A 19,200-nucleotide genomic window follows, 5' to 3' on the forward strand; every position below is an offset into this window, starting at 1 on the left:
CTTGATTATTCATAATATTTTCCTTAATTTTTTTGATTTTAAATGCCGTATGAATTTGTCGGGTAAACATACCCGACCTACGCACCCTGTCTTGTTGTATTTAGCGGATAGGCATATCCGCCCTATTTGTGATGCCGTCTGAAAATTTTTCAGACGGCATCACTTGCATGGTTTTGCTTTATATTCAGTCGGTTGTGTCGGCGAAGCATCGCCGACCTACATTTTTGCTTACAGCCCCAATTCGCGCAGGAAACGGATATCGTCCGCCCAGCCGGATTTGACTTTCGCCCACACTTTTAAAAACACTTTGGCATTAAAGAGTTTTTCCATGTCCAAGCGTGCTTCGGTGGAGATTTTTTTCAGGCGTTCGCCGCCTTTTCCGATGAGGATGGCTTTTTGGCTGTCTTTGTCGACCAATACGGCGATGTAGATGTTTAACATGCCGGTTTCGCTTTCTTCGAATTGTTCGACTTCGACGTTCATCGCGTAAGGCAATTCTTCGCCCAAGTAGCGGAACAGTTTTTCGCGCACGATTTCCATGGCCAAAAAGCGGCTGGATTTGTCGGTGACCATGTCTTCGGGATACATGGGAATGCTTTCGGGCAGATACGGTTTGAGCTGCTCCAGCAGGTTGGCTATGCGTAAGCCGTGTTTGGCGCTGACGGCTTCGTGGCCGGCAAATTCAAATTCGGCTTTGACTTCGTTGACAAAGGCTTCGAGTGCGTATTTGTCTTTGGCTTTGTCTTTATCGATTTTGTTCACCACCAGTACAACCGGCGTGTGTGACGGCAATTGTTTCATCACCACACGGTCAGCATCGGTAAAGCGCATGGCTTCTACCACAAACACCGCCACATCGACGCCGCTTAATGCTTCGGTTACGTTTTGGTTGAGGCGGTCATTTAAGGCGTTGCGGTGATTGATTTGAAAACCGGGCGTATCGACGAACACGAATTGTGCGGTGTCGTCGGTGTAGATGCCGGTAACGCGGTTGCGCGTGGTTTGGGATTTTTTGCTGGTAATGCTGATTTTTTGGCCGATTAAGTGGTTCATCAGGGTGGATTTGCCCACGTTCGGCCGGCCGACAATGGCCACGAAGCCGCAACGGTAGTTTTCGCTACGCTGGGATTCGTTGTTTAAAAAGGTTTCGATGTCCATGTTTTACTTTCTTATTTTTTCAGACGGCCTGTTTATGAAAACAGGCCGTCTGAAATGTGTATTGACAGGTTTTGGAATAAAGGCCGTCTGAAAACAAAACGGTTTGAAATCATAAATTTGCCTGCTTCGGCAACCACGCTTGTACGGCCTGCCGGATATTTACGGCTTCGGCTGCAATTTCGCTTTCCAGCTCGGTTTCGCTGCTTTCTCGAATTAGATCCAACTTCATACGCTCGTTGCGCTTAAGCTGTCGGCGTTCGGCCAAAATCGGCATATCGGCCACCACCTCATGCAACTTATTCATAGCCGGATATCTGCTGAAATCGAGTCCGGCTGATTCAATTAAAGGCTTTAGCCGCAACACGCCTTCGGATAAATTGCATTGTCCTTGCGCCATTGCCATAGCAATCAGATCTATGCTTTGAGCGAGTTTGCAGCGGCGCTCGTCTTGCGCTTGTTCGGCTTGCTGCTTTTGGCGGTACACTTTAAGCCACAAATGAGCGGCATACGCGGCCATAACCACAACGGCCAATGTGCCGATTATCATCAAAACTTTCATACGGCCTCACCCTTATTTTTTGCGCTTGATCGGGAATGTTTGTTCCAACCATTTCAATGCTTCGGCAGCGGCTTCCTGCTCGGCGGTTTTGCGGCTGGCGCCTTGGGCTTTGCAGATGAAACCGAGTTCGCCCAAATCACAGGAAATCACAAACCGGCTGTCGTTGGCTGTGCCGATTTGCTCTTCGATGCGGTATTTCGGCAAGGCCAAGCGGCGGGCTTGCAGGGCTTCTTGCAGCGTGGTTTTGTTGTCTTTGCCCTGATTTTTGAAATCGACCGATTTCACGCGGCCGGCAAACAAATGGCGTATGACTTTTTCCGCCGTGGCAAAATCAGCATCAAAGCTCACGGCGGCGAACATGGCTTCCATGGCATCGGCCAAGATGGAAGGCCGTCTGAAACCGCCGCTTTTGAGTTCGCCCGTACCTAAATACAAGCCGTCGCCGACATTCATTTCCAGCGCAATTTCGGCCAACACGCCTTCGTTCACTAAGTTGGCGCGCAAACGCGACAGCTCGCCTTCCGTCAATTTCGGAAAGGCATCAAACAACATTTTGGCGATGGTGTAGTTCAAAATCGCATCGCCGACAAATTCAAACCGCTCGTTGTGTTTCGCATTGAAACTGCGGTGGGTCAGGGCTTGCTGCAATAATTCGATACGGCGGAACGCATAACCCAAATGCTGCTGGATTCTTTGGTGCGCCTGCTGCTTCAATATATCGGGTTTCATCGGTTTCCTTTATGCGCAGCCTGAACGGGTTTCCATACTCCGCTAAAAATATGCAAACGCTTTAAGGCTGATTGGTTTTCAAGAGGCCTATTGTAACATTAATCCCCACATTTCATGGGCAGTAGCAAGTGCGAAAAACAGCCGAATCGTGTAAAATCCCCCCCACATCATTGAGAAGCCAAACCTTATGAATATTTTTGCCCAAGCCCTGCAAACCGCGCTAGACCGCTGCATCGCCACCAAAACCGTGACCGAGCAAGGCCGAGCCGTGGGCTTTTTATACCGCGAAGAACCGGTGTTTGAAAACGACAGCGGCTGGCGTTTCTTCACCGGCGAAGAAAGCGACGAATACACCGACAACCCGGATAATTTCACCGTGTGCAGCATGTCGGACATCACCAAAAACAACCCCGACATCGTCGCCCTGCTCACCCGGCCGCAAGGCAGCGCGTGGGAATTGAGCGAAGACGGCGAATTCCAAGCCGTTGCCGATTGGCAGCCCAAAGATTAATTGTTCAGACGGCCTGACGGTTATGCCGTCTGAAACCACTTTTAAAGGATTAAACATGAACATCATCGAACCCGTTTTAGACGGCAAACAACTGCGCATCGGTATCGTGCAAGCGCGTTTCACCAACGAAATCGGCGGCGAAATGCTGAAAGTATGCTGCCGCACGCTGCAAGAATTAGGCGTGGCCGAGGAAAATATCACCATCGCAACCGTACCCGGCGCGCTGGAAGTGCCGATTGCCTTGATGAACCTCGCTTCATCCGAGCAATTTGACGCCCTGATTGCCATCGGCGTGGTGATTCGCGGCGAAACCTACCATTTTGAATTGGTGTCGAATGAATCCGGCTCCGGCGTGACCCGCGTCGGCTTGGATTACAACATCCCGATTGCCAACGCCATTCTCACCACCGAAAACGACGAACAAGCCGTTGCACGCATTGAAGAAAAAGCCTCTGATGCCGCCAAAGTTGCCGTAGAAATGGCCAACTTGGTGAATCGTTTGCTCGAAAACCAATTCGACGCAGAAGAAGACGAAGAATAATCCGACGCTTTGTTTCAGACGGCCTGCCATGTATCAGGCCGTCTGAAACCTTTTATAAGGACATCACCCATGAAAACACCACGCCGCCGCGCCCGCGAGCTTGCGGTACAGGCACTGTACCAATCCAATATCAACAATACCGCCGCTCCTGAAGTGGCGAAAAACATTCAAGACCTGCCTGATTTTGAAAAAGCAGACCAAGAATTGTTCACCAAATTATTCTTCGGCACCAAAACCAACGCTGCCGAATACATGGAACGCATCCGCCCGCTGCTCGACCGTGACGAAAAAGACTTAAGCCCGATCGAGCGCGCCGTATTGCTGATGGCCTGCCACGAATTATCCGCCATGCCGGAAACGCCGTATCCGGTCATCATCAACGAAGCGATTGAAGTGACCAAAACCTTCGGCGGCACCGACGGCCACAAATTCGTCAACGGCATTCTCGACCGCTTGGCCGTGCAATTGCGTCCGGACGATCCGAAACGCGGTTAATCCTTTGCCGTATAAAAAATGCCGTCTGAAAATTTTCAGACGGCATTTTTGTTTATATCAATCAATATTGCACCGACCAAGCCACGGTTTGGCCTGCGCGCATCGGCACCAACACTTCATCACCGTAAGGCATATTTTCAGGAACGGTTTGCGCTTGTTTTACCAAAGTGATGGTACGGCTGTTTTCCGGCAAGCCGTAGAAACGTGCGCCGTTTTTAGATGCAAAGGCTTCGAGTTTGTCAAGTGCACCGGCGTTTTCAAACACCTCGGCGTAAAGCTCGATGGCGGTCATGGCGCTGAACATACCGGCACAGCCGCAGGCATTTTCTTTGGCGGATTTGGCGTGTGGCGCGGAATCGGTGCCCAAGAAGAATTTATGCGCTTTGTCACCGGTAACGGCGGCAACCAAGGCTTGGCGGTGGGTTTCGCGTTTCAACACCGGCAGGCAGAAATGATGCGGATGCACACCGCCGACGAGCAAATCGTTGCGGTTGAGCAGCAGATGCTGCGGGGTCACGCTGGCGGCCACGTTGTCACCTGCTTCCAACACCAAGCGGGCGGCATCGGCGGTGGTGATGTGTTCAAACACCACTTTCAAATCGGGAACTTGCTGCAACACGGGCTTCATCACGCGCTCGATAAAGGCGGCTTCGCGGTCGAAAATATCGATTTCGGCCTCGGTCACTTCGCCATGCACCAAGAAACGCATGTCTTGCGCCGCCATTTCCTGCAACACGGGAATCAGTTTGAACAAATCGGTCACGCCGGAATCGGAATTGGTGGTGGCGCCGGCCGGATACAGTTTGAAGGCAACCATGCCGGCGGCTTTGGCTTCGCACACCAGTTCAGGTGTGGATTTGTCGGTGAGATACAGCGTCATCAATGGCTCAAAAGTGCTGCCTACAGGCAAGGCATCGAGAATGCGCTGTTTATACGCCAAGGTATCGGCCACGCTGACCACGGGCGGCTTCAGGTTGGGCATAATCACGGCGCGGCCCATTTGGCGGGCGGTGAAAGGAGCTACGGCTTTGAGTGCTTCGCCGTCGCGCAGGTGCAAATGCATGTCATCCGGCTGGATAATGGTCAGGGTTTGCATGGTGGTTTCCTTTTGGTTTTACGGTTTCAGACGGCCTTTTGTTCAGGCCGTCTGAAAATCAATTTGTTTGGTTCAATACCGGTTTGGAATGATAAATCTGATGGGTGAAATATAATGCGGCTTGCGCAGGCAACTGCTCCGATGGCGATGTATTGGCCGTCAGCACCCATTCTTCAGGGCTGCCCGATTCACGCCATGCATAGGAAAGCTGACGGAAAGGAAACGGCGATTGTGTGGATTTTTCGGAACGCAATTCATGGTTCATGCCTTGCGGCGCTTGCTCGACCAGTTGCATGAATTGCTGGCGCACCATATTCTCATCGGCTTTTTCGGTTTTGATGCTGCAGCTTTCCGGCGCAAGGCTGAGATAATAAGCCGTCTGGTTTTTCTCGAGCTTCCAAACGGCGTTCCAATCGAGTTCCATCATGCCGAAAGGCAGGTTTTTTACATCGTCTTCCGTCATGGCTTGTGCATCTTGTGCGCCCGCCCAAGCGGTCACTCGAGCCGGTTCGCCACGCAGCGTCACGCATGATTCGTTAAAAAGCTTCACCGCTTCTTGCGCCCGCTCTTCTCTTTGCTTGGGCGATAATTCTTCGCCGCCGCAAGCAACCAACACCAACAGCGTTGCACACAATAAGGTTTTCTGCATTTCAGACGGCCTATTTGTGTTTGAGCACCAAGGTAAACACACCTTCGCTTTCAGTCGATTCCAATAAAACATGGCCGGTTTGGCGGCAGAAGGCTTCAAAATCGCCCGGCGCCCCGGGTCGGTGGCCAATACGGTCAACACTTCATCGGTTTGCATTTGTGCCAAGGCTTTTTTGGCACGCAAAATCGGCATCGGGCATTTCAAGCCGGTTACGTCTAAGGTTTGTGTCATGATGGTTTGCGTTTAATCTGGTTAAATATTAGGTTAATTATACCTGACTTGCTTGCACCTGCGCTTTTGAAACCCTAAAATGCAAAATATTTCATCATGGAGAGCGTTATGCGCCGCATCAGTTTGCTGGTTATGGTCTTGGCTGCCACTTCCGCTTTTGCCCTGCCCAAAAGCGATAAAGACAGCTTGGTCAACAGTCGTTATCAAGAAAGCGCCGGAGAAAAAGCGGCCCGCGAATTTAAAGAAGCCGAAGTCGGTTTACCTGCTCTGCCGGACACCAAATCAGGCGATTGGTTTGATATTTATGTGAGCGAAACCTATGCCAAGCAGCCGAAAATTTTATTGGACAGCCTGCAAATCATGCCTTCGCCAGACACCAGCATCCGCTATATTTTGAACACGCAGTCTTCTCAAGGTTACGATAACCTGACGGCCGAAGGTATTTTCTGCGCCCGCTCCAGCTTCAATTACGGCGGCGATAAACGCTCTTCGTATAAAATATTCGGCTATGGCGATCCGGTAAACAGCCGTTGGATTCAACCGCGCAATGCAGATTGGAAGCCGATGGGCGGCGCGATGAGCCGCAACGATGAACTGCGCAGCGTGCTTTATAACGCATTCTGTGTCGATGGTACGCCAAATACAGTGAAAGGTTTGATTGAGCGCTTGCAACAACGCGCCGGCCGCCACAAACCAAGCTTGGCCAATACCAACAAATAAAATTAAACAGGCCGTCTGAAAAATTCCCGCTTTCCGACGGCCTTTTACTTTAAATTTTTTCAGACGGCCTTATATCAAGTTTAAACTCTTGAAGGACTTAACGCCCATGAACATCAGCGAAATCGCCAAACGCTCGGGCTTGAGCAGCAAAATGATTCGTGACTATGAAAAAATCGGTTTGATTCCGGCCACCGGGCGCAACGAATCGGGGTATCGCCAATATCAGGAAAAAGATTTAGACACACTGATGTTTATCAAACACGCGCGTGATGTTGATTTTTCATTGGCGCAAATCGAAACTTTATTGCGGCTCAAACACAATCCGCAACGAACCAGCGCGCAAGTGAAGCAATTGGTGGCGGAACACATTGCCACGCTGCAAGAAAAAATCAGCCGCCTGCAAAGCATGACTGCTACGCTGCAATCTTGGCATGACTGCTGCCAAGGCAATGACGATCCCGAATGCGCGATTATTGAGCAACTTTCGGAAAATACGCTTAAGAAGTCTTGCCATGATTAATTCAGACGGCCTGAGACCTTTGCAAACCTATTGCCAAAGTTAACATAAACAAAACCTGCCTGAATGACTCAGGCAGGTTTTTTCATGCACAATCTTAGAAGCGGTGATGCAAGCCCAAAGAAGCGGCTGCTTGTTCCACTTTACCTTTATCTGTTGCGGTCAAAAGTGTTTTGTTGCCTACTCGCAGATAGCCGACTTGGCCGCGTGCTGAAGTGCGTTTGCTGAAGCGGTAATCGCCCCCGACAATCACTTGGTCGAATTTATCTACCAATTTTTCGCCACTGTCTACACCTTTAGCCGGCCAGCCGTGTGCGTAGGTAATGCGCGGACGCCAGTTGCCGAAGTTATAGCCTGCTGTTACGGCGGCATCAATAACTTTTACGGCTTCTTCTTTGCCGGCATCTTTGGTAATGTCGCTGCCGTTGTAGGTATTGAAGCCATCGGTGAAGTTAGCCAGATAAGTGTTGGCGCTCTCATTAGCTTTGGCATATTGCGCACCCAAGCCCAAAAATAAATTATTGGCATCGTAAGCGGTTTCCAAGCGGACGATGTGACCATCCTCGGTGCCGGCACGGTTTTTACGCAGGTTATAAGCCAGTTTGGTAAAAAATTGAGGATTGCTGTAGCTCACACCGGCAGTATATTGATCGCGTCCCGGCTCGGCATGGGTGTATTTATCTTCAGGATTCTGGTTGTCGCGCGGAGAATATTGCGCATTGAATTGGAAGCCTGACAACGACGGACTATCGTAACGAACCGATACATTGCGCGATCCGGTGCGGGTAAACACACCCAAACCTGTGGCGGTATTACTCCACATCCATGTATCAATGGTATCCATTTCGTTGAGCATATTGTTCAAATTACCGGCCCGCAGCTTACCGAAGCTGCCTTCTACACCGATAAACGAATCGCGGCTGCCCCATTTTTGGCTGTTGCTTTGCCCCAAAATGGATGCGCGCTGCTCCAACTGCCAAATAGCGGTCAAATTATTACTTAATTTTTCCTTACCCTTGAAACCGATACGCGAAGTATTGTCGTTAATACGGGTTGAGGTTGCGCTTTTTTCCGTACCGGCGCCGCCTTTGATTTTGACTTGGCTGGTGCTGACGCTGCTCTTTATTTGACCGTATAAGGTCACATCTGCATAAACGCCGCATGAAAATGCGGCGTAAGTGAGTGCGAGAATGGTTTTTTGCATGGTGAATATCTCCCTTTTCAAAAATATGGTTAAACCAGCCTCGACATATTAATGAATTTTCATTTTAAAGACAATAGCTTTTAAAACGATAGCAATTTTTATTTATTTTTGCTTCAAATGGTTCTGCCACGCTTGTAAAGCAAACAAAGCAAATATGGCGCCGTAGCGGTACAGTTTGGGCAGAGGCAAATGCGATGTTTTCGACAACAAGCTGGTGGATGAAGCGGCAAAACTACTGCCGAAGTCAGCCAATCGGTACAACATGGCTTCATTTTCAGCCGATTTCTGCGCACGGATTTCTTTAAGTCTGCGTTGTTTCAAATAAGAAGCAGCCACTTTTAAACGCGCCAGTTTAATTTCCAATTCGAGCAGCTCACGGGTTTCTTTTTGTTGTTGGTTCATTGGGACTCTCCTTGTTTATTCTTCGTTAATTTGACCACGCAAATAAGCAATATCGGATTGAATGTCTTTTAATGTGTTGCCGATGCGGTTGTTTTGGCCTTTCCAGCCATAGACAATACGGGCACAGGTAATGGCGATAATCAATAGGCTCAAGCCGGTAATGCCGAAAAATGTCCAAATTGCTTGCTGGTCGGTCAATACACGGTTTAAACCGAATAACAAACTAATCAACGCCACCAACAGCAATATGGCCGAAATCACCAACCAAATTATGCTGCGCACAGCATTACCCGCTTGTGCGGCCAAATCCAAATTCAGCAGTTGCAGACGCAGCATCAATAAATCGATACCTTGATTAAACACCAATTTGGTATGCTGGATATTCTCTTTGAGATTCATCTCTCTTCCCTTTCTCAACTTTATTTTGTTTTCACGCGTGTGAAATAGAAAGGCCGTCTGAAACCTATTTTCAGACGGCCTATCCATTGGCGATTAGCGGCGGTTCAGCAACACACCGACCACCAGACCGGCTAATGCGGCAAAGCCCATTGCGTAATAAGGTTTGTCACGCACGGCTTCATCGGCTTGTTGGGCGTGATGTTTCACACGTTCACTGGCTTCGGCCTCAAATTCAGCAAAGCGTTTTTTACCTTCTTTGAAACGCTCGGCAGCTTCGGCTTCAAATTCAGCGTATTTGTCGCGCGCTTGCTCGGCATGGTGGCGCAGACGCTCGGCAGCCTCAGCTTCAAATTTAGTCAGACGATCTTTGGCTGCATCCAATTTTTCCTGCAATTTTGCTTTGGCCTCTTTGGCTTCTTCAGTCGTTGCTTCCGCGCCTGCGTTGTATAAATCTTCTACATCATTCATTACTTCACGAATATCTTTCAACAGAGCTTCTTTTCGGGTTTCATAATCATGTTTTTTCATTGTTACGCTCCTTTGCGTGTTCGTTTGATGTTTTTTCAGTATAGAGAGAACGACATCGACTCACAAGATAATTTCCATAAAGATAATTTGAATTCTTGTAAAGATTGTTAGATTTTGAATGATTCAAATTTGCTGTGAAAAGTTTTTAAAAATGATTTGGCGGAAGCGGATTAGATCAGCTATCCTTTTGTGCGCTTAAAAATAGGCTGACTGAAACAAGCTGTCTGAAATCCATATTTTCAGACGGCCTTGCATATCATCACGGGTTAAAGGGCAGCCAGACACGCGCCAAAGCATACATCAATGCGCCGCCTACTCCCAGTATGAAAAATACTACGCCTTTTTTACGTGCATTCGGACAAAGCCAATATACTGCCAAACTAAAACTGAGAAATAAAACCCCCACGCGCCATAACAACGCTTTGTCTTTATAACGATTGAGTGTATAGGTTTCGGTCATCATCACATACAGCTGGAAAACTGCGGCAATACACATTGACATAATACCGGTCGGTAAGAAAATCAGCCCGAGTAATTCTTTATTCATCACTTTAATGCCGTCTGAAAAATCAATATGCCATTATAAAAGATTTTGCCATGCCCTGCTTTATCGGTTTTACCGAGTCAGGCCGTCTGAAAGACAGCAATTGGCTGATATAAAAGCACTATCTGTTTATATTCAAGAATCTGACGCTGCAAGCGGTTTTTCTCCATTCATCGGCATATAGGCTTAAAATAATGCGGTGAAACACGGCCTAACCGCATATTCATCTCATCCTAATATTCATACTACTGAATTTCCTTACCCGTTTGGCTGGACGTAATCGTCACACCGGCATTGCCATCATGAAATTGCGCCATCTCATAAATATAGTTTCCCCAACTCAAATTTGATTCCCATTTTCATTAAAAATGCCGTCTGAAACATTTTTCAGACGGCATTTCAAACAAAATCCAGCAATTAGCCATGCAAAGCACGCTTGTCGGCAGCCAATGCCGCTTCATGCAACACTTCAGATAAGGTCGGGTGCGCATGGATGATGCGGGCGATGTCTTCGCTGCTGGCTGAAAATTCCAAGCTGGTTACGCCTTCAGATACCAATTCGCTCACCACCGGTCCGATCATATGCACGCCCAAAATGCGGTCGGTTTTCACGCAAGCCAACACTTTGATGGTGCCTTTGGCTTTGCCCATGGCCAATGCACGACCATTGGCGCCGAAGCCTGAAGTACCTTTTTTGTATTCAACACCTTCGGCTTTCAACTGCTCTTCGGTTTTGCCTACCCAAGCAATTTCAGGGTCGGTATAAATCACGAATGGCACGTTATTGAAGTCGATATGCGGTTTTTGGCCGGCAATACGCTCAGCCACGGCCACGCCTTCATCGCTGGCTTTGTGCGCCAACATCGGGCCGCGAACCACGTCACCAATTGCCCAAACATTTGGCAGGTTGGTTTTGCAATCGCCGTCTACTTTGATGAAACCGCGTTCGTCTTTTTCCAAGCCCACGGCTTCAACATTCAAACCGTTGGTGTTCGGAATGCGGCCGATGGCCACAATCAATTTATCAAAGGTTTCGGTTTTGGCTTCGCCTTTAGCAGTTTCGTATTGCACGGTCACGCCTTGTCCTGCTTTAATTTCACCGATTTTCACGCCTAATTCGATTTCCAAACCTTGTTCTTTAGTAAAGAATTTGAACGCCTCTTTGGCAATTTGCTGGTCGGCAGCAGCCAAGAAAGTCGGTGCGGCTTCCAGAATGGTAACTTCCGAACCCACACGCTTCCATACCGAACCCATTTCCAAACCAATTACACCCGAACCGATAACGCCCAATTTAGCCGGTACTTCAGTCAGGTTCAAAGCACCTTCGTTGTCCAATACATTCACGTTATCAATGGCAATTTGTGGCAATGGACGTGGTACAGAACCAGTCGCCACAATCACATGTTTGGCTTCAACAACGGTTTTTTCGCCTTTATTGTCTACTTCGATTTGATACAAATCGCCGTTTTTACCTTTGAACGAACCCAAGCCGAACAAGCTGTCAATTTTGTTCTTTTGGAACAAGAATTTCACACCGCCGGTCAATTTATTCACAATACCGTCTTTGCGTTCAATCATTTTGGCAGCATCAAATTTGATGTCGCCCACGGTAATACCGTGTTCGGCAAAGTCGTGTTGCACCGCATGGAAATGCTCTGAAGATTGCAACAAGGCTTTTGATGGGATGCAGCCTACGTTCAAGCAAGTACCGCCCAAAGCAGGCGCGTCGCCTGCTTTATTCACGCCGGCATCAATACAGGCTGTTTTGAAACCTAATTGTGCAGCACGGATGGCAGCAACATAACCGCCAGGACCCGCACCGATAACTATTACATCATATTGTGACATTTGAAATCCTTTGTCCTTCAAAAAGAATGTATCGAAAATAAGTGATGCCTAGCGTTTGTAGCGGCATGAATAAGGGCTAAATTCCTTCACTTCCATGCGTGTGATGTTATTGTAAACACGAATGGTAGCATTCGGATAGGATTGGCAAAGCGATTGCCGCGCCATTTGAATACCCGCTTTATTACTATCGAGCTCGAATTTTTTATTCAGCTGCTTACCTTGTGCATTATAAGCATTGACCGAGTATTCCCTACCGGAAAAAGCGGCACAAGCTGATAAAGCCAGAGTAGCCAAAATCATAAACGCTTGCTTCATGTTTGATACCCTCGACACGCTTTCAGACGGCCTTTAAGACCGTCTGAATATATTACAGATCTAACAACAAACGAGCTGGATCTTCCAAGGCATCTTTAATGGCCACCAAGGTCAATACCGCTTCGCGACCATCAATGATACGGTGGTCGTAAGACAGCGCCAAATACATCATAGGACGGACCACGACTTGACCGTTTTCCACCATGGCACGCTCTTTAGTGGCATGCATGCCTAAGATGGCAGATTGTGGCGGGTTGATGATTGGAGTAGACATCATCGAACCAAAAGTACCGCCGTTGGTGATGCTGAAGGTGCCGCCGGTCAAATCGTCCAAAGAGATTTTGCCATCTTTGGCTTTAACTGCGTAATCTACGATGGCTTTTTCAATGTCGGCAATGCTCATTTGATCTGCATCGCGCAAGATTGGCACGACCAAACCGCGTGGGCTGCCGATGGCAATACCGATGTCGAAGAAACCATGATAAACGATGTCGTTACCATCAACAGAAGCATTCACAATCGGATATTTCTTCAGCGCAGCGACAGCAGCTTTAACAAAGAAAGACATAAAGCCCAATTTAGTGCCGTGTTCTTTCTCGAATTTGTCTTTGTATTTTGCGCGCAAGTCCATGATTGGCTTCATGTTCACTTCGTTGAAAGTGGTCAATATGGCATTTTCTTGTTGAGAAGCCAACAGACGCTCTGCCACACGTGCACGCAAGCGGCTCATTGGAACGCGTTGCGCTGGACGTGCACCGGCAGGAACTGGCGCGCTGGCAGTGGCGGCAGGTTTAGCAACAGCATTTTGAACGTCTTCTTTCAAGACACGACCGTCACGGCCTGAACCTTGAACCGAATTCACATCTACGCCTTTTTCAGCAGCCAATTTAGCAGCGGCTGGCATAGCAGGGGCACCGGCCTGTACAGCAGGTTCTGGTTTGGATTCAGCAGCTTCGGCTTGCGGTGCAACTTCAGTAGCAGGTTGCGCGGCAGCCTCAGTATCGATGCGCGCCAGCACTTGGTCAGCTTCAACGGTTTCACCATCGCCAACAATGATTTCAGCCAATACACCGGCTTGTGGAGAAGGCACTTCCAAAACCACTTTGTCGGTTTCGATTTCAATCAGAATTTCATCGCGGGCAACTGCTTCACCAACTTTCTTTTTCCATTCCAACAAGGTACCTTCCGATACGCTTTCAGACAACATTGGCACTTTTACTTCAATAATCATTTTAGTCTCCGGTTTACCGCCTTTCAGACGGCCTTGTGATGTGTTCTTATTCCTACGGCCCGAGTCAGGCCGTAGGCGTTTCTCTCTTCAATTAGCCATTCAATGCGTCTCCAACTAATTGCTTCAGTTGGGCAACATGTTTGCTCATGTAACCCACTGCAGGCGATGCACTGCTTGGGCGGCCGGCATAAGACAGTTTTTGATCTTCGGCGATAACTGCCTCCAAACGGTGGCGGATTTGATAGAAAGCACCTTGATTTTGCGGTTCTTCTTGCGCCCAAACCACTTGTTTGGCATTCGGATATTTTGCTAGTTCCGCTTTCACCTCATTATCCGGGAACGGATATAGCTGTTCTACACGTATAATGGCCAAATCGTCTTCCAGCTTGCGCTCGGCCCGGCCTGAAGCCAAATCATAGTAAACCTGACCGGCACACAGAATCACACGTTTTACGCTGTCATCGCTGTTGCGTTCTGCTTTGTCTTCAATCACCGGACGGAAGCGCGAACCTTCGGTGAAATCAGACAATGGGCTCATGGCATCTTTGAAACGCAACAGGCGTTTCGACATAAAGATTACCAAAGGTTTACGGTAAGAGCCCAAGACCTGACGTTGCAACAAGTGAAACATTTGCGACGCTTCAGACGGCATCACGATCTGCATGTTGTGCTCGGCACACAATTGCAACCAACGTTCTAAACGGGCTGACGAATGCTCAGGACCTTGGCCATCATAGCCGTGAGGCAGAATAGTGGTCAGACCACATAAGCGCCCCCATTTGGTTTCGCCTGATGACAAGAATTGATCAATCACTACTTGTGCACCGTTGGAAAAGTCACCGAATTGAGCTTCCCAAATGGTCAGTTTATCCGGCGCCGAGCAGGCAAAGCCGTATTCATAGGCCATTACTGCTTCTTCGTTCAAGATCGAGTCGATAACTAAAAAATCGGCTGCGCCTTCGCCCATATTACGTAATGGCACATAGGCACCATCGTCCCATTTTTCACGTTTTTGATCGTGAATGACTGCATGACGGTGTGAGAAGGTGCCGCGACCTGAGTCTTCACCGGAAATACGTACGCCCGCACCTTTGGTCACCAAGTTGGCATAGGCAATGGTTTCAGCCATACCCCAGTCAATCGGCTGCTTACCGGCAGCCATGGCTTTACGGGCTTCATTTACACGTTTAGCAGTGGCATGCAGGGTGTAGTTATCCGGAATATTGGTGAACTTATCAGCCAAACGTTGGATATCGGCAGCAGGCAAGCTGGTATCGACATCTTCACGCCAGTCTTGGCCTTGGTATTTGCTCCAATCAATGCTGGTGCGTTGGAAATTGCTTAATGTGGTTTGTTCGACATGTTCCCCTTTATCCAAGGCATCACGATAAGCCTGAACCAAAGCATCTGCTTCGGCTTGAGTAATCACATTTTCAGCAATCAATTTCTCAACATACATGGCGCGAGTGCCCGGATGTTGGGCAACTTTTTTGTACATCATCGGTTGGGTCAAAGTCGGGTCATCGCCCTCGTTGTGACCCCATTTGCGATAACATACTACATCGATAACGATGTCTTTTTTGAAGGTTTTGCGGTAATCCAAAGCTGCTTGGATAGCAAAGCATACACGTTCCGGATCATCTCCGTTAACATGGATAACCGGCGCAGAAACCATTTTTGCCACATCGGTACAATATACTGTTGAACGGGTATCGCGCGTATCGGAAGTGGTAAAGCCGATTTGGTTATTGATGACGATATGAACCGTACCGCCGGTAGTATAACCACGGGTTTGCGATAAGTTGAACGTCGCTTGGTTAACACCCAAACCGATAAATGCAGAGTCACCATGAATCAAAACCGGCAATACTTTTTCTCGGCCGTTCTTACCCAAGCGCTCTTGCTTTGCACGAGCAGAACCTTCTACCATCGGGTTCACGATTTCCAAGTGCGACGGATTAAAAGCCAATGAAACATGCATAGGACCATTTGGTGTTGCGATATCAGAGCTGAAACCCATATGGTATTTCACGTCACCGCTTGGGTGCTTTATTTCGGCACGACCTTCAAACTCGGCAAACAAGTCGCCCGGTTTTTTGCCTAAAGTGTTTACCAACACGTTCAGACGGCCACGGTGTGCCATACCGATGATGACTTCTTCTACGCCATCTTTACCGGCATTTTGAATTAAGTAATTCAAGCCGGCGATAACACTTTCGCCACCTTCAACACCGAAACGTTTTTGACCGACGTATTTGGTATGCAGGTAACGCTCTAAGGTTTCCGCAGCAGTTAATTGTTTCAATAAGTATCGTTTTTGTTCTTTAGTATATCGTGGAGTAGACAGCACGCTTTCAAAGTAATTGCGAATCCAGCGGCGCTCTTCGGTTTCCGGAATATACATATATTCCACCGCCAAATGGCCGCAATAAGTTTGCTTCAAATTCTTAACGATTTCAGATAAGGCCATTTTTTCTTGGCCGTCGAAATCGCCTTCCCCCATACTGAATTTCACAGCAATATCGGCATCTGTCAGACCATGGAATTTAGGATCCAATGCTTCTAAATATTTAGGCGGCATCCGTTTTAACGGATCCAATTGCGCCGCACCAACGCCTTGGATGCGGTAAGCAGAAATCATACGCAACACGCCAACCTGTTTTTCAACATCGCTTCATCAACGTTACCTGCAATAGCAGCCGTTGATTTTGTCTTAGCCAAATTGGCAAATGATTCACGAATCGGTGCATGGGCAACGTCTACATCAGTTGCCCCCGGTAACTTGGTTAAGTCAGTAAAGTATTGCTTCCACTTATCTTCTACTGAGTTTGGGTCAACCAAGAAAGCTTCGTATAACTCCTCAATATAAGGGGCATTCGAACCAAACAGATAAGAGAAATTAAGTTTTTCTTCCATCATGGCGTGCGCTCTTTTCTTTAAGATATAAATAAAGGGTAGAACTTTGTGCTACTTTAACGGATTTCAGGCCGTCTGAAGATGACACTTTATTCTACCCTATTCCGAACTAATTGCCTGTAAATATTTTGTCTTAAATCAATAAAACTAATCTAACAGACTTTTTAGTCTTTAAAAATGTAAATTGACAATCGATTAAAAAACTAATTAACGTTCATCAACCGGCACGAAATCACGACGGCCTTCACCGGTGTACAATTGACGCGGGCGGCCGATTTTCAGTGCCGGATCACCAATCATCTCATGCCAATGAGAAATCCAACCTACACTGCGCGCCAAGGCAAAGATAACGGTAAACATCTCTGTTGGAATACCCAAGGCAGACAATACGATACCCGAATAGAAATCAACGTTTGGATAAAGTTTGCGTTCAATAAAGAATGGATCCTTTAATGCAATTTGTTCCAATTCCATGGCCAGTTTGAATTTAGGACTGTCTTCCAAACCCAATTCTTTCAAAACTTCATAGCAGGTTTCACGCATGATGTTGGCGCGTGGATCCATGTTGCGGTAAACGCGGTGACCAAAACCCATCAAGCGGTATTTACGTTGCTTCACGCCTTCCATGTAGGCTTCTACATTAGAAACGTCGCCGATTTCATCCAACATATTCAAAACAGCTTCGTTGGCACCTCCATGCGATGCCCCCATAAACAGGCAATACCCGCTGCAATACATGCAAAAGGATTGGCGCCGGAAGAGCCGGCCAAGCGTACAGTTGAAGTAGATGCATTTTGCTCGTGATCCGCATGCAGAATGAAGATACGGTCTAAGGCGCGGGCCAAAACAGGATTTGGCTTATATTCTTCACATGGCGTGGCAAACATCATATGCAGGAAGTTTTCTGCATAAGTCAGATTATTTTTCGGATAGTTAAACGGCAAGCCATTTGAGTAGCGGTAACACATTGCCGCAATCGTCGGAATTTTGGAAATCAAACGATAAATGGCAATTTCACGGTGTTTCTGATCGGTAATATCCAAGCTGTCTTGGTAGAAAGCAGACAAGGCGCCAACTACCCCACCATCATTGCCATTGGATGCGCATCGCGACGGAAGCCGCGGAAGAACCAAGTCAACTGTTCGTGCACCATAGTGTGGTGGCTTACGATATTGGTAAATTCTTTTTTCTGTTCTGCATTCGGTAATTCGCCATAAATCAACAAGTAGCAAACTTCCAAATAATCGGATTTTTCTGCCAATTGCTCAATTGGATAACCGCGGTAGTAAAGCAAACCTTCTTCACCATCGATATAGGTAATCTTAGATTCACAGCTTGCAGTGGACACAAAACCAGGGTCAAAAGAGAACAAACCAGTGTGTTTGGTTAATGCGCGGATATCGATGACATCATTTCCTAATGATGCTTCCAATACCGGCAATTCCAATGCCTCTTGGTTTGGGGTGTTGAGTTTTACTGTTTTAGACATTCTCTGCTCCTTTGTAAAATGAGGCTTTTATGCGTTTTGCTTTACAGCACGGTCTTATTTTCAGACGAACTATAAACTATTTCACAATATATTGAAAAACACTGTATCAATATTTTATTTTATGCCTGTCTGATTCTATCAAGCAATGGAATAAGATGAGTTTTTTCAGTTTTCGTATAACCGTTAACCAAAGCTAACAAGTCTTGATCTTGAAACTCAAGAATTTCAACAAACGCGGATAATTCCTCATCATTTAATTGCTCAAATTCTCTTTCTATAAACCGGCCAAGAACCAAATCAAGCTCTAATAGCCCTCGACGGGTTTGAAAACGGATTTTTCGTTTTGCAGTATCATCAAATACCATTTTAGACTGCTCGTTTCAACATAATTTCTTTAATCTTACCGATTGCACGAGTAGGATTCAAGTGTTTCGGGCAAACATCAACACAGTTCATAATGGTATGGCAGCGGAACAAACGATACGGATCGTTCAAATCATCCAAACGCTCGTTGGTAATGGTATCGCGACTATCAGCAATAAAACGGTAAGCATTTAACAAACCAGACGGGCCTACGAATTTATCAGGATTCCACCAGAATGAAGGGCATGCAGTCGAACAACATGCACACAAGATACACTCATACAAACCATCCAGTTCTTTACGATCTTCTTGAGTTTGCAAACGCTCTTTATCCGAATCAATCGGCGTATCGTTTACCACATAAGGTTTAATAGAATGATATTGTTTAAAGAATTGAGTCATATCCACGATCAAATCGCGGATAACCGGTAAGCCCGGCAATGGACGGATTTTAATCGGCTGCTTCAGGCTACGAATGTCAGTCAAACAAGCTAAGCCGTTTTTACCGTTGATGTTCATGCCGTCTGAACCGCAAATACCTTCGCGGCAGGAGCGACGGAACGACAAGGTATCGTCTTGAGCTTTCAGCTTAACCAATGCATCCAATAATTTCACGTCGGTTGGTTCGATCTCCAACTCGTATTTCTGCATATAAGGTTTTGCATCAACATCAGGGTTGTAGCGGTAAACTTCAAAACTTACTTTTTCCATGAGAAGTGTTCCTTTTCTCACGAGCGGCTTGATGAATGATTATA

Annotated in this window: 20 protein-coding genes and 3 pseudogenes; 5 read left to right on the plus strand and 18 right to left on the minus strand. The window is 47.3% G+C overall.

All coding sequences use genetic code 11. The annotated features are described in order from the left end of the window. Positions 1 to 228: 228 nt before the first annotated feature. The 3 genes from era to rnc form a co-directional block, all read right to left on the minus strand. On the minus strand, positions 229 to 1,158 hold the full coding sequence (gene era, locus CGZ65_RS08810) for a GTPase Era (RefSeq protein WP_096295555.1): 930 nt from the start codon (positions 1,156 to 1,158) through the stop codon (positions 229 to 231). Positions 1,159 to 1,267: 109 nt separating this feature from the next. After that, positions 1,268 to 1,717 (minus strand): DUF2489 domain-containing protein, encoded by a 450-nt coding sequence (locus tag CGZ65_RS08815; protein ID WP_198345271.1) that lies wholly within the window; start codon positions 1,715 to 1,717, stop codon positions 1,268 to 1,270. A 12-nt stretch (positions 1,718 to 1,729) separates the two neighbouring features. Next, on the minus strand, positions 1,730 to 2,446 hold the full coding sequence (gene rnc / locus CGZ65_RS08820; RefSeq protein ID WP_096295556.1) for a ribonuclease III: 717 nt from the start codon (positions 2,444 to 2,446) through the stop codon (positions 1,730 to 1,732). 187 nt (positions 2,447 to 2,633) lie between these two features. Between rnc and CGZ65_RS08825 the strand changes: the two genes are divergently transcribed. The 3 genes from CGZ65_RS08825 (at position 2,634) to nusB (ending at position 3,993) form a co-directional block, all read left to right on the plus strand. Further along, on the plus strand, positions 2,634 to 2,957 hold the full coding sequence (locus CGZ65_RS08825; RefSeq protein ID WP_096295557.1) for a DUF2185 domain-containing protein: 324 nt from the start codon (positions 2,634 to 2,636) through the stop codon (positions 2,955 to 2,957). Positions 2,958 to 3,012: 55 nt separating this feature from the next. Further along, a complete protein-coding gene (gene ribH / locus CGZ65_RS08830) occupies positions 3,013 to 3,498 on the plus strand; it encodes a 6,7-dimethyl-8-ribityllumazine synthase (protein WP_096296151.1) in 486 nt (161 codons plus the stop codon). Between the two features lie 69 nt (positions 3,499 to 3,567). Continuing rightward, positions 3,568 to 3,993, plus strand: a complete 426-nt coding sequence (gene nusB, locus CGZ65_RS08835) for a transcription antitermination factor NusB (protein WP_096295558.1) — start codon at positions 3,568 to 3,570, stop codon at positions 3,991 to 3,993. Positions 3,994 to 4,054: 61 nt separating this feature from the next. Here the strand turns inward: nusB and pyrC are convergent, their stop codons facing one another. From pyrC to CGZ65_RS08850, 3 genes and pseudogenes are all read right to left on the minus strand, one after another. After that, positions 4,055 to 5,089 carry a dihydroorotase gene (gene pyrC / locus CGZ65_RS08840; RefSeq protein WP_096295559.1) on the minus strand — a complete coding sequence of 345 codons (1,035 nt, stop codon included), beginning with the start codon at positions 5,087 to 5,089 and terminating at the stop codon, positions 4,055 to 4,057. Positions 5,090 to 5,147: 58 nt separating this feature from the next. After that, entirely contained in the window at positions 5,148 to 5,810 is a 663-nt protein-coding gene (locus tag CGZ65_RS08845; RefSeq protein WP_415906953.1) for an NMCC_0638 family (lipo)protein, read from the minus strand. Continuing rightward, positions 5,749 to 5,972, minus strand: a pseudogene (locus CGZ65_RS08850) (sulfurtransferase TusA family protein). The gene CGZ65_RS08845 and the pseudogene CGZ65_RS08850 overlap by 62 nt, the downstream one beginning before the upstream one ends. A 105-nt stretch (positions 5,973 to 6,077) precedes the next feature. Here CGZ65_RS08850 and CGZ65_RS08855 point away from each other — a divergent pair. Next, the gene (locus tag CGZ65_RS08855; RefSeq protein ID WP_096295561.1) at positions 6,078 to 6,689 is read left to right on the plus strand and encodes a CNP1-like family protein; all 612 of its coding nucleotides are present in this window, start codon (positions 6,078 to 6,080) and stop codon (positions 6,687 to 6,689) included. Positions 6,690 to 6,795: 106 nt separating this feature from the next. Next, entirely contained in the window at positions 6,796 to 7,209 is a 414-nt protein-coding gene (gene cueR / locus CGZ65_RS08860; protein WP_096295562.1) for a Cu(I)-responsive transcriptional regulator, read from the plus strand. A gap of 94 nt (positions 7,210 to 7,303) precedes the next feature. Here cueR and CGZ65_RS08865 read toward each other — a convergent pair whose 3' ends face one another. From CGZ65_RS08865 to CGZ65_RS08920, 12 genes and pseudogenes are all read right to left on the minus strand, one after another. Then, positions 7,304 to 8,410: a porin gene (locus CGZ65_RS08865; protein WP_096295563.1), complete on the minus strand. Its 1,107-nt coding sequence runs from the start codon at positions 8,408 to 8,410 to the stop codon at positions 7,304 to 7,306. 102 nt (positions 8,411 to 8,512) lie between these two features. Further along, positions 8,513 to 8,812 carry a hypothetical protein gene (locus CGZ65_RS08870; RefSeq protein WP_096295564.1) on the minus strand — a complete coding sequence of 100 codons (300 nt, stop codon included), beginning with the start codon at positions 8,810 to 8,812 and terminating at the stop codon, positions 8,513 to 8,515. 15 nt (positions 8,813 to 8,827) lie between these two features. Next, positions 8,828 to 9,211 (minus strand): phage holin family protein, encoded by a 384-nt coding sequence (locus CGZ65_RS08875; RefSeq protein ID WP_096295565.1) that lies wholly within the window; start codon positions 9,209 to 9,211, stop codon positions 8,828 to 8,830. 93 nt (positions 9,212 to 9,304) lie between these two features. Further along, complete coding sequence (locus tag CGZ65_RS08880) at positions 9,305 to 9,739, minus strand: ElaB/YgaM/YqjD family protein (protein WP_096295566.1); 435 nt, start codon at positions 9,737 to 9,739, stop codon at positions 9,305 to 9,307. A 259-nt stretch (positions 9,740 to 9,998) separates the two neighbouring features. After that, positions 9,999 to 10,286, minus strand: coding sequence for a hypothetical protein (locus CGZ65_RS08885; protein WP_096295567.1), 288 nt, complete (start codon positions 10,284 to 10,286; stop codon positions 9,999 to 10,001). A 414-nt stretch (positions 10,287 to 10,700) separates the two neighbouring features. Next, positions 10,701 to 12,131 (minus strand): dihydrolipoyl dehydrogenase, encoded by a 1,431-nt coding sequence (lpdA, locus tag CGZ65_RS08890; protein WP_096295568.1) that lies wholly within the window; start codon positions 12,129 to 12,131, stop codon positions 10,701 to 10,703. Positions 12,132 to 12,179: 48 nt separating this feature from the next. After that, positions 12,180 to 12,446, minus strand: coding sequence for a hypothetical protein (locus tag CGZ65_RS08895; protein ID WP_096295569.1), 267 nt, complete (start codon positions 12,444 to 12,446; stop codon positions 12,180 to 12,182). A gap of 52 nt (positions 12,447 to 12,498) precedes the next feature. Beyond that, entirely contained in the window at positions 12,499 to 13,677 is a 1,179-nt protein-coding gene (gene odhB / locus CGZ65_RS08900; RefSeq protein WP_096295570.1) for a 2-oxoglutarate dehydrogenase complex dihydrolipoyllysine-residue succinyltransferase, read from the minus strand. Between the two features lie 91 nt (positions 13,678 to 13,768). Then, a pseudogene (locus tag CGZ65_RS08905) lies at positions 13,769 to 16,596 on the minus strand (2-oxoglutarate dehydrogenase E1 component). Positions 16,597 to 16,800: 204 nt separating this feature from the next. Further along, positions 16,801 to 18,082: pseudogene (gltA, locus tag CGZ65_RS08910) on the minus strand (citrate synthase). A 119-nt stretch (positions 18,083 to 18,201) separates the two neighbouring features. Beyond that, on the minus strand, positions 18,202 to 18,447 hold the full coding sequence (locus CGZ65_RS08915; protein ID WP_096295571.1) for an FAD assembly factor SdhE: 246 nt from the start codon (positions 18,445 to 18,447) through the stop codon (positions 18,202 to 18,204). A gap of 1 nt (position 18,448) precedes the next feature. Beyond that, complete coding sequence (locus CGZ65_RS08920) at positions 18,449 to 19,156, minus strand: succinate dehydrogenase iron-sulfur subunit (protein WP_095502133.1); 708 nt, start codon at positions 19,154 to 19,156, stop codon at positions 18,449 to 18,451. Positions 19,157 to 19,200 lie beyond the last annotated feature (44 nt).

This window comes from Neisseria weixii (assembly GCF_002327085.1).
GTDB classification, from domain to species: Bacteria; Pseudomonadota; Gammaproteobacteria; order Burkholderiales; family Neisseriaceae; genus Neisseria; species Neisseria weixii.

Excerpts from the sequence above, each read along its gene's own strand:
- era (WP_096295555.1), bottom strand. The coding sequence starts at position 1,158 with ATGGACATCGAAACCTTTTTAAACAACGAATCCCAGCGTAGCGAAAAC.
- CGZ65_RS08815 (WP_198345271.1), bottom strand. The coding sequence starts at position 1,717 with ATGAAAGTTTTGATGATAATCGGCACATTGGCCGTTGTGGTTATGGCC.
- rnc (WP_096295556.1), bottom strand. The coding sequence starts at position 2,446 with ATGAAACCCGATATATTGAAGCAGCAGGCGCACCAAAGAATCCAGCAG.
- CGZ65_RS08825 (WP_096295557.1), top strand. The coding sequence starts at position 2,634 with ATGAATATTTTTGCCCAAGCCCTGCAAACCGCGCTAGACCGCTGCATC.
- ribH (WP_096296151.1), top strand. The coding sequence starts at position 3,013 with ATGAACATCATCGAACCCGTTTTAGACGGCAAACAACTGCGCATCGGT.
- nusB (WP_096295558.1), top strand. The coding sequence starts at position 3,568 with ATGAAAACACCACGCCGCCGCGCCCGCGAGCTTGCGGTACAGGCACTG.
- pyrC (WP_096295559.1), bottom strand. The coding sequence starts at position 5,089 with ATGCAAACCCTGACCATTATCCAGCCGGATGACATGCATTTGCACCTG.
- CGZ65_RS08845 (WP_415906953.1), bottom strand. The coding sequence starts at position 5,810 with ATGTTTTATTGGAATCGACTGAAAGCGAAGGTGTGTTTACCTTGGTGC.
- CGZ65_RS08855 (WP_096295561.1), top strand. The coding sequence starts at position 6,078 with ATGCGCCGCATCAGTTTGCTGGTTATGGTCTTGGCTGCCACTTCCGCT.
- cueR (WP_096295562.1), top strand. The coding sequence starts at position 6,796 with ATGAACATCAGCGAAATCGCCAAACGCTCGGGCTTGAGCAGCAAAATG.
- CGZ65_RS08865 (WP_096295563.1), bottom strand. The coding sequence starts at position 8,410 with ATGCAAAAAACCATTCTCGCACTCACTTACGCCGCATTTTCATGCGGC.
- CGZ65_RS08870 (WP_096295564.1), bottom strand. The coding sequence starts at position 8,812 with ATGAACCAACAACAAAAAGAAACCCGTGAGCTGCTCGAATTGGAAATT.
- CGZ65_RS08875 (WP_096295565.1), bottom strand. The coding sequence starts at position 9,211 with ATGAATCTCAAAGAGAATATCCAGCATACCAAATTGGTGTTTAATCAA.
- CGZ65_RS08880 (WP_096295566.1), bottom strand. The coding sequence starts at position 9,739 with ATGAAAAAACATGATTATGAAACCCGAAAAGAAGCTCTGTTGAAAGAT.
- CGZ65_RS08885 (WP_096295567.1), bottom strand. The coding sequence starts at position 10,286 with ATGAATAAAGAATTACTCGGGCTGATTTTCTTACCGACCGGTATTATG.
- lpdA (WP_096295568.1), bottom strand. The coding sequence starts at position 12,131 with ATGTCACAATATGATGTAATAGTTATCGGTGCGGGTCCTGGCGGTTAT.
- CGZ65_RS08895 (WP_096295569.1), bottom strand. The coding sequence starts at position 12,446 with ATGAAGCAAGCGTTTATGATTTTGGCTACTCTGGCTTTATCAGCTTGT.
- odhB (WP_096295570.1), bottom strand. The coding sequence starts at position 13,677 with ATGATTATTGAAGTAAAAGTGCCAATGTTGTCTGAAAGCGTATCGGAA.
- CGZ65_RS08915 (WP_096295571.1), bottom strand. The coding sequence starts at position 18,447 with ATGGTATTTGATGATACTGCAAAACGAAAAATCCGTTTTCAAACCCGT.
- CGZ65_RS08920 (WP_095502133.1), bottom strand. The coding sequence starts at position 19,156 with ATGGAAAAAGTAAGTTTTGAAGTTTACCGCTACAACCCTGATGTTGAT.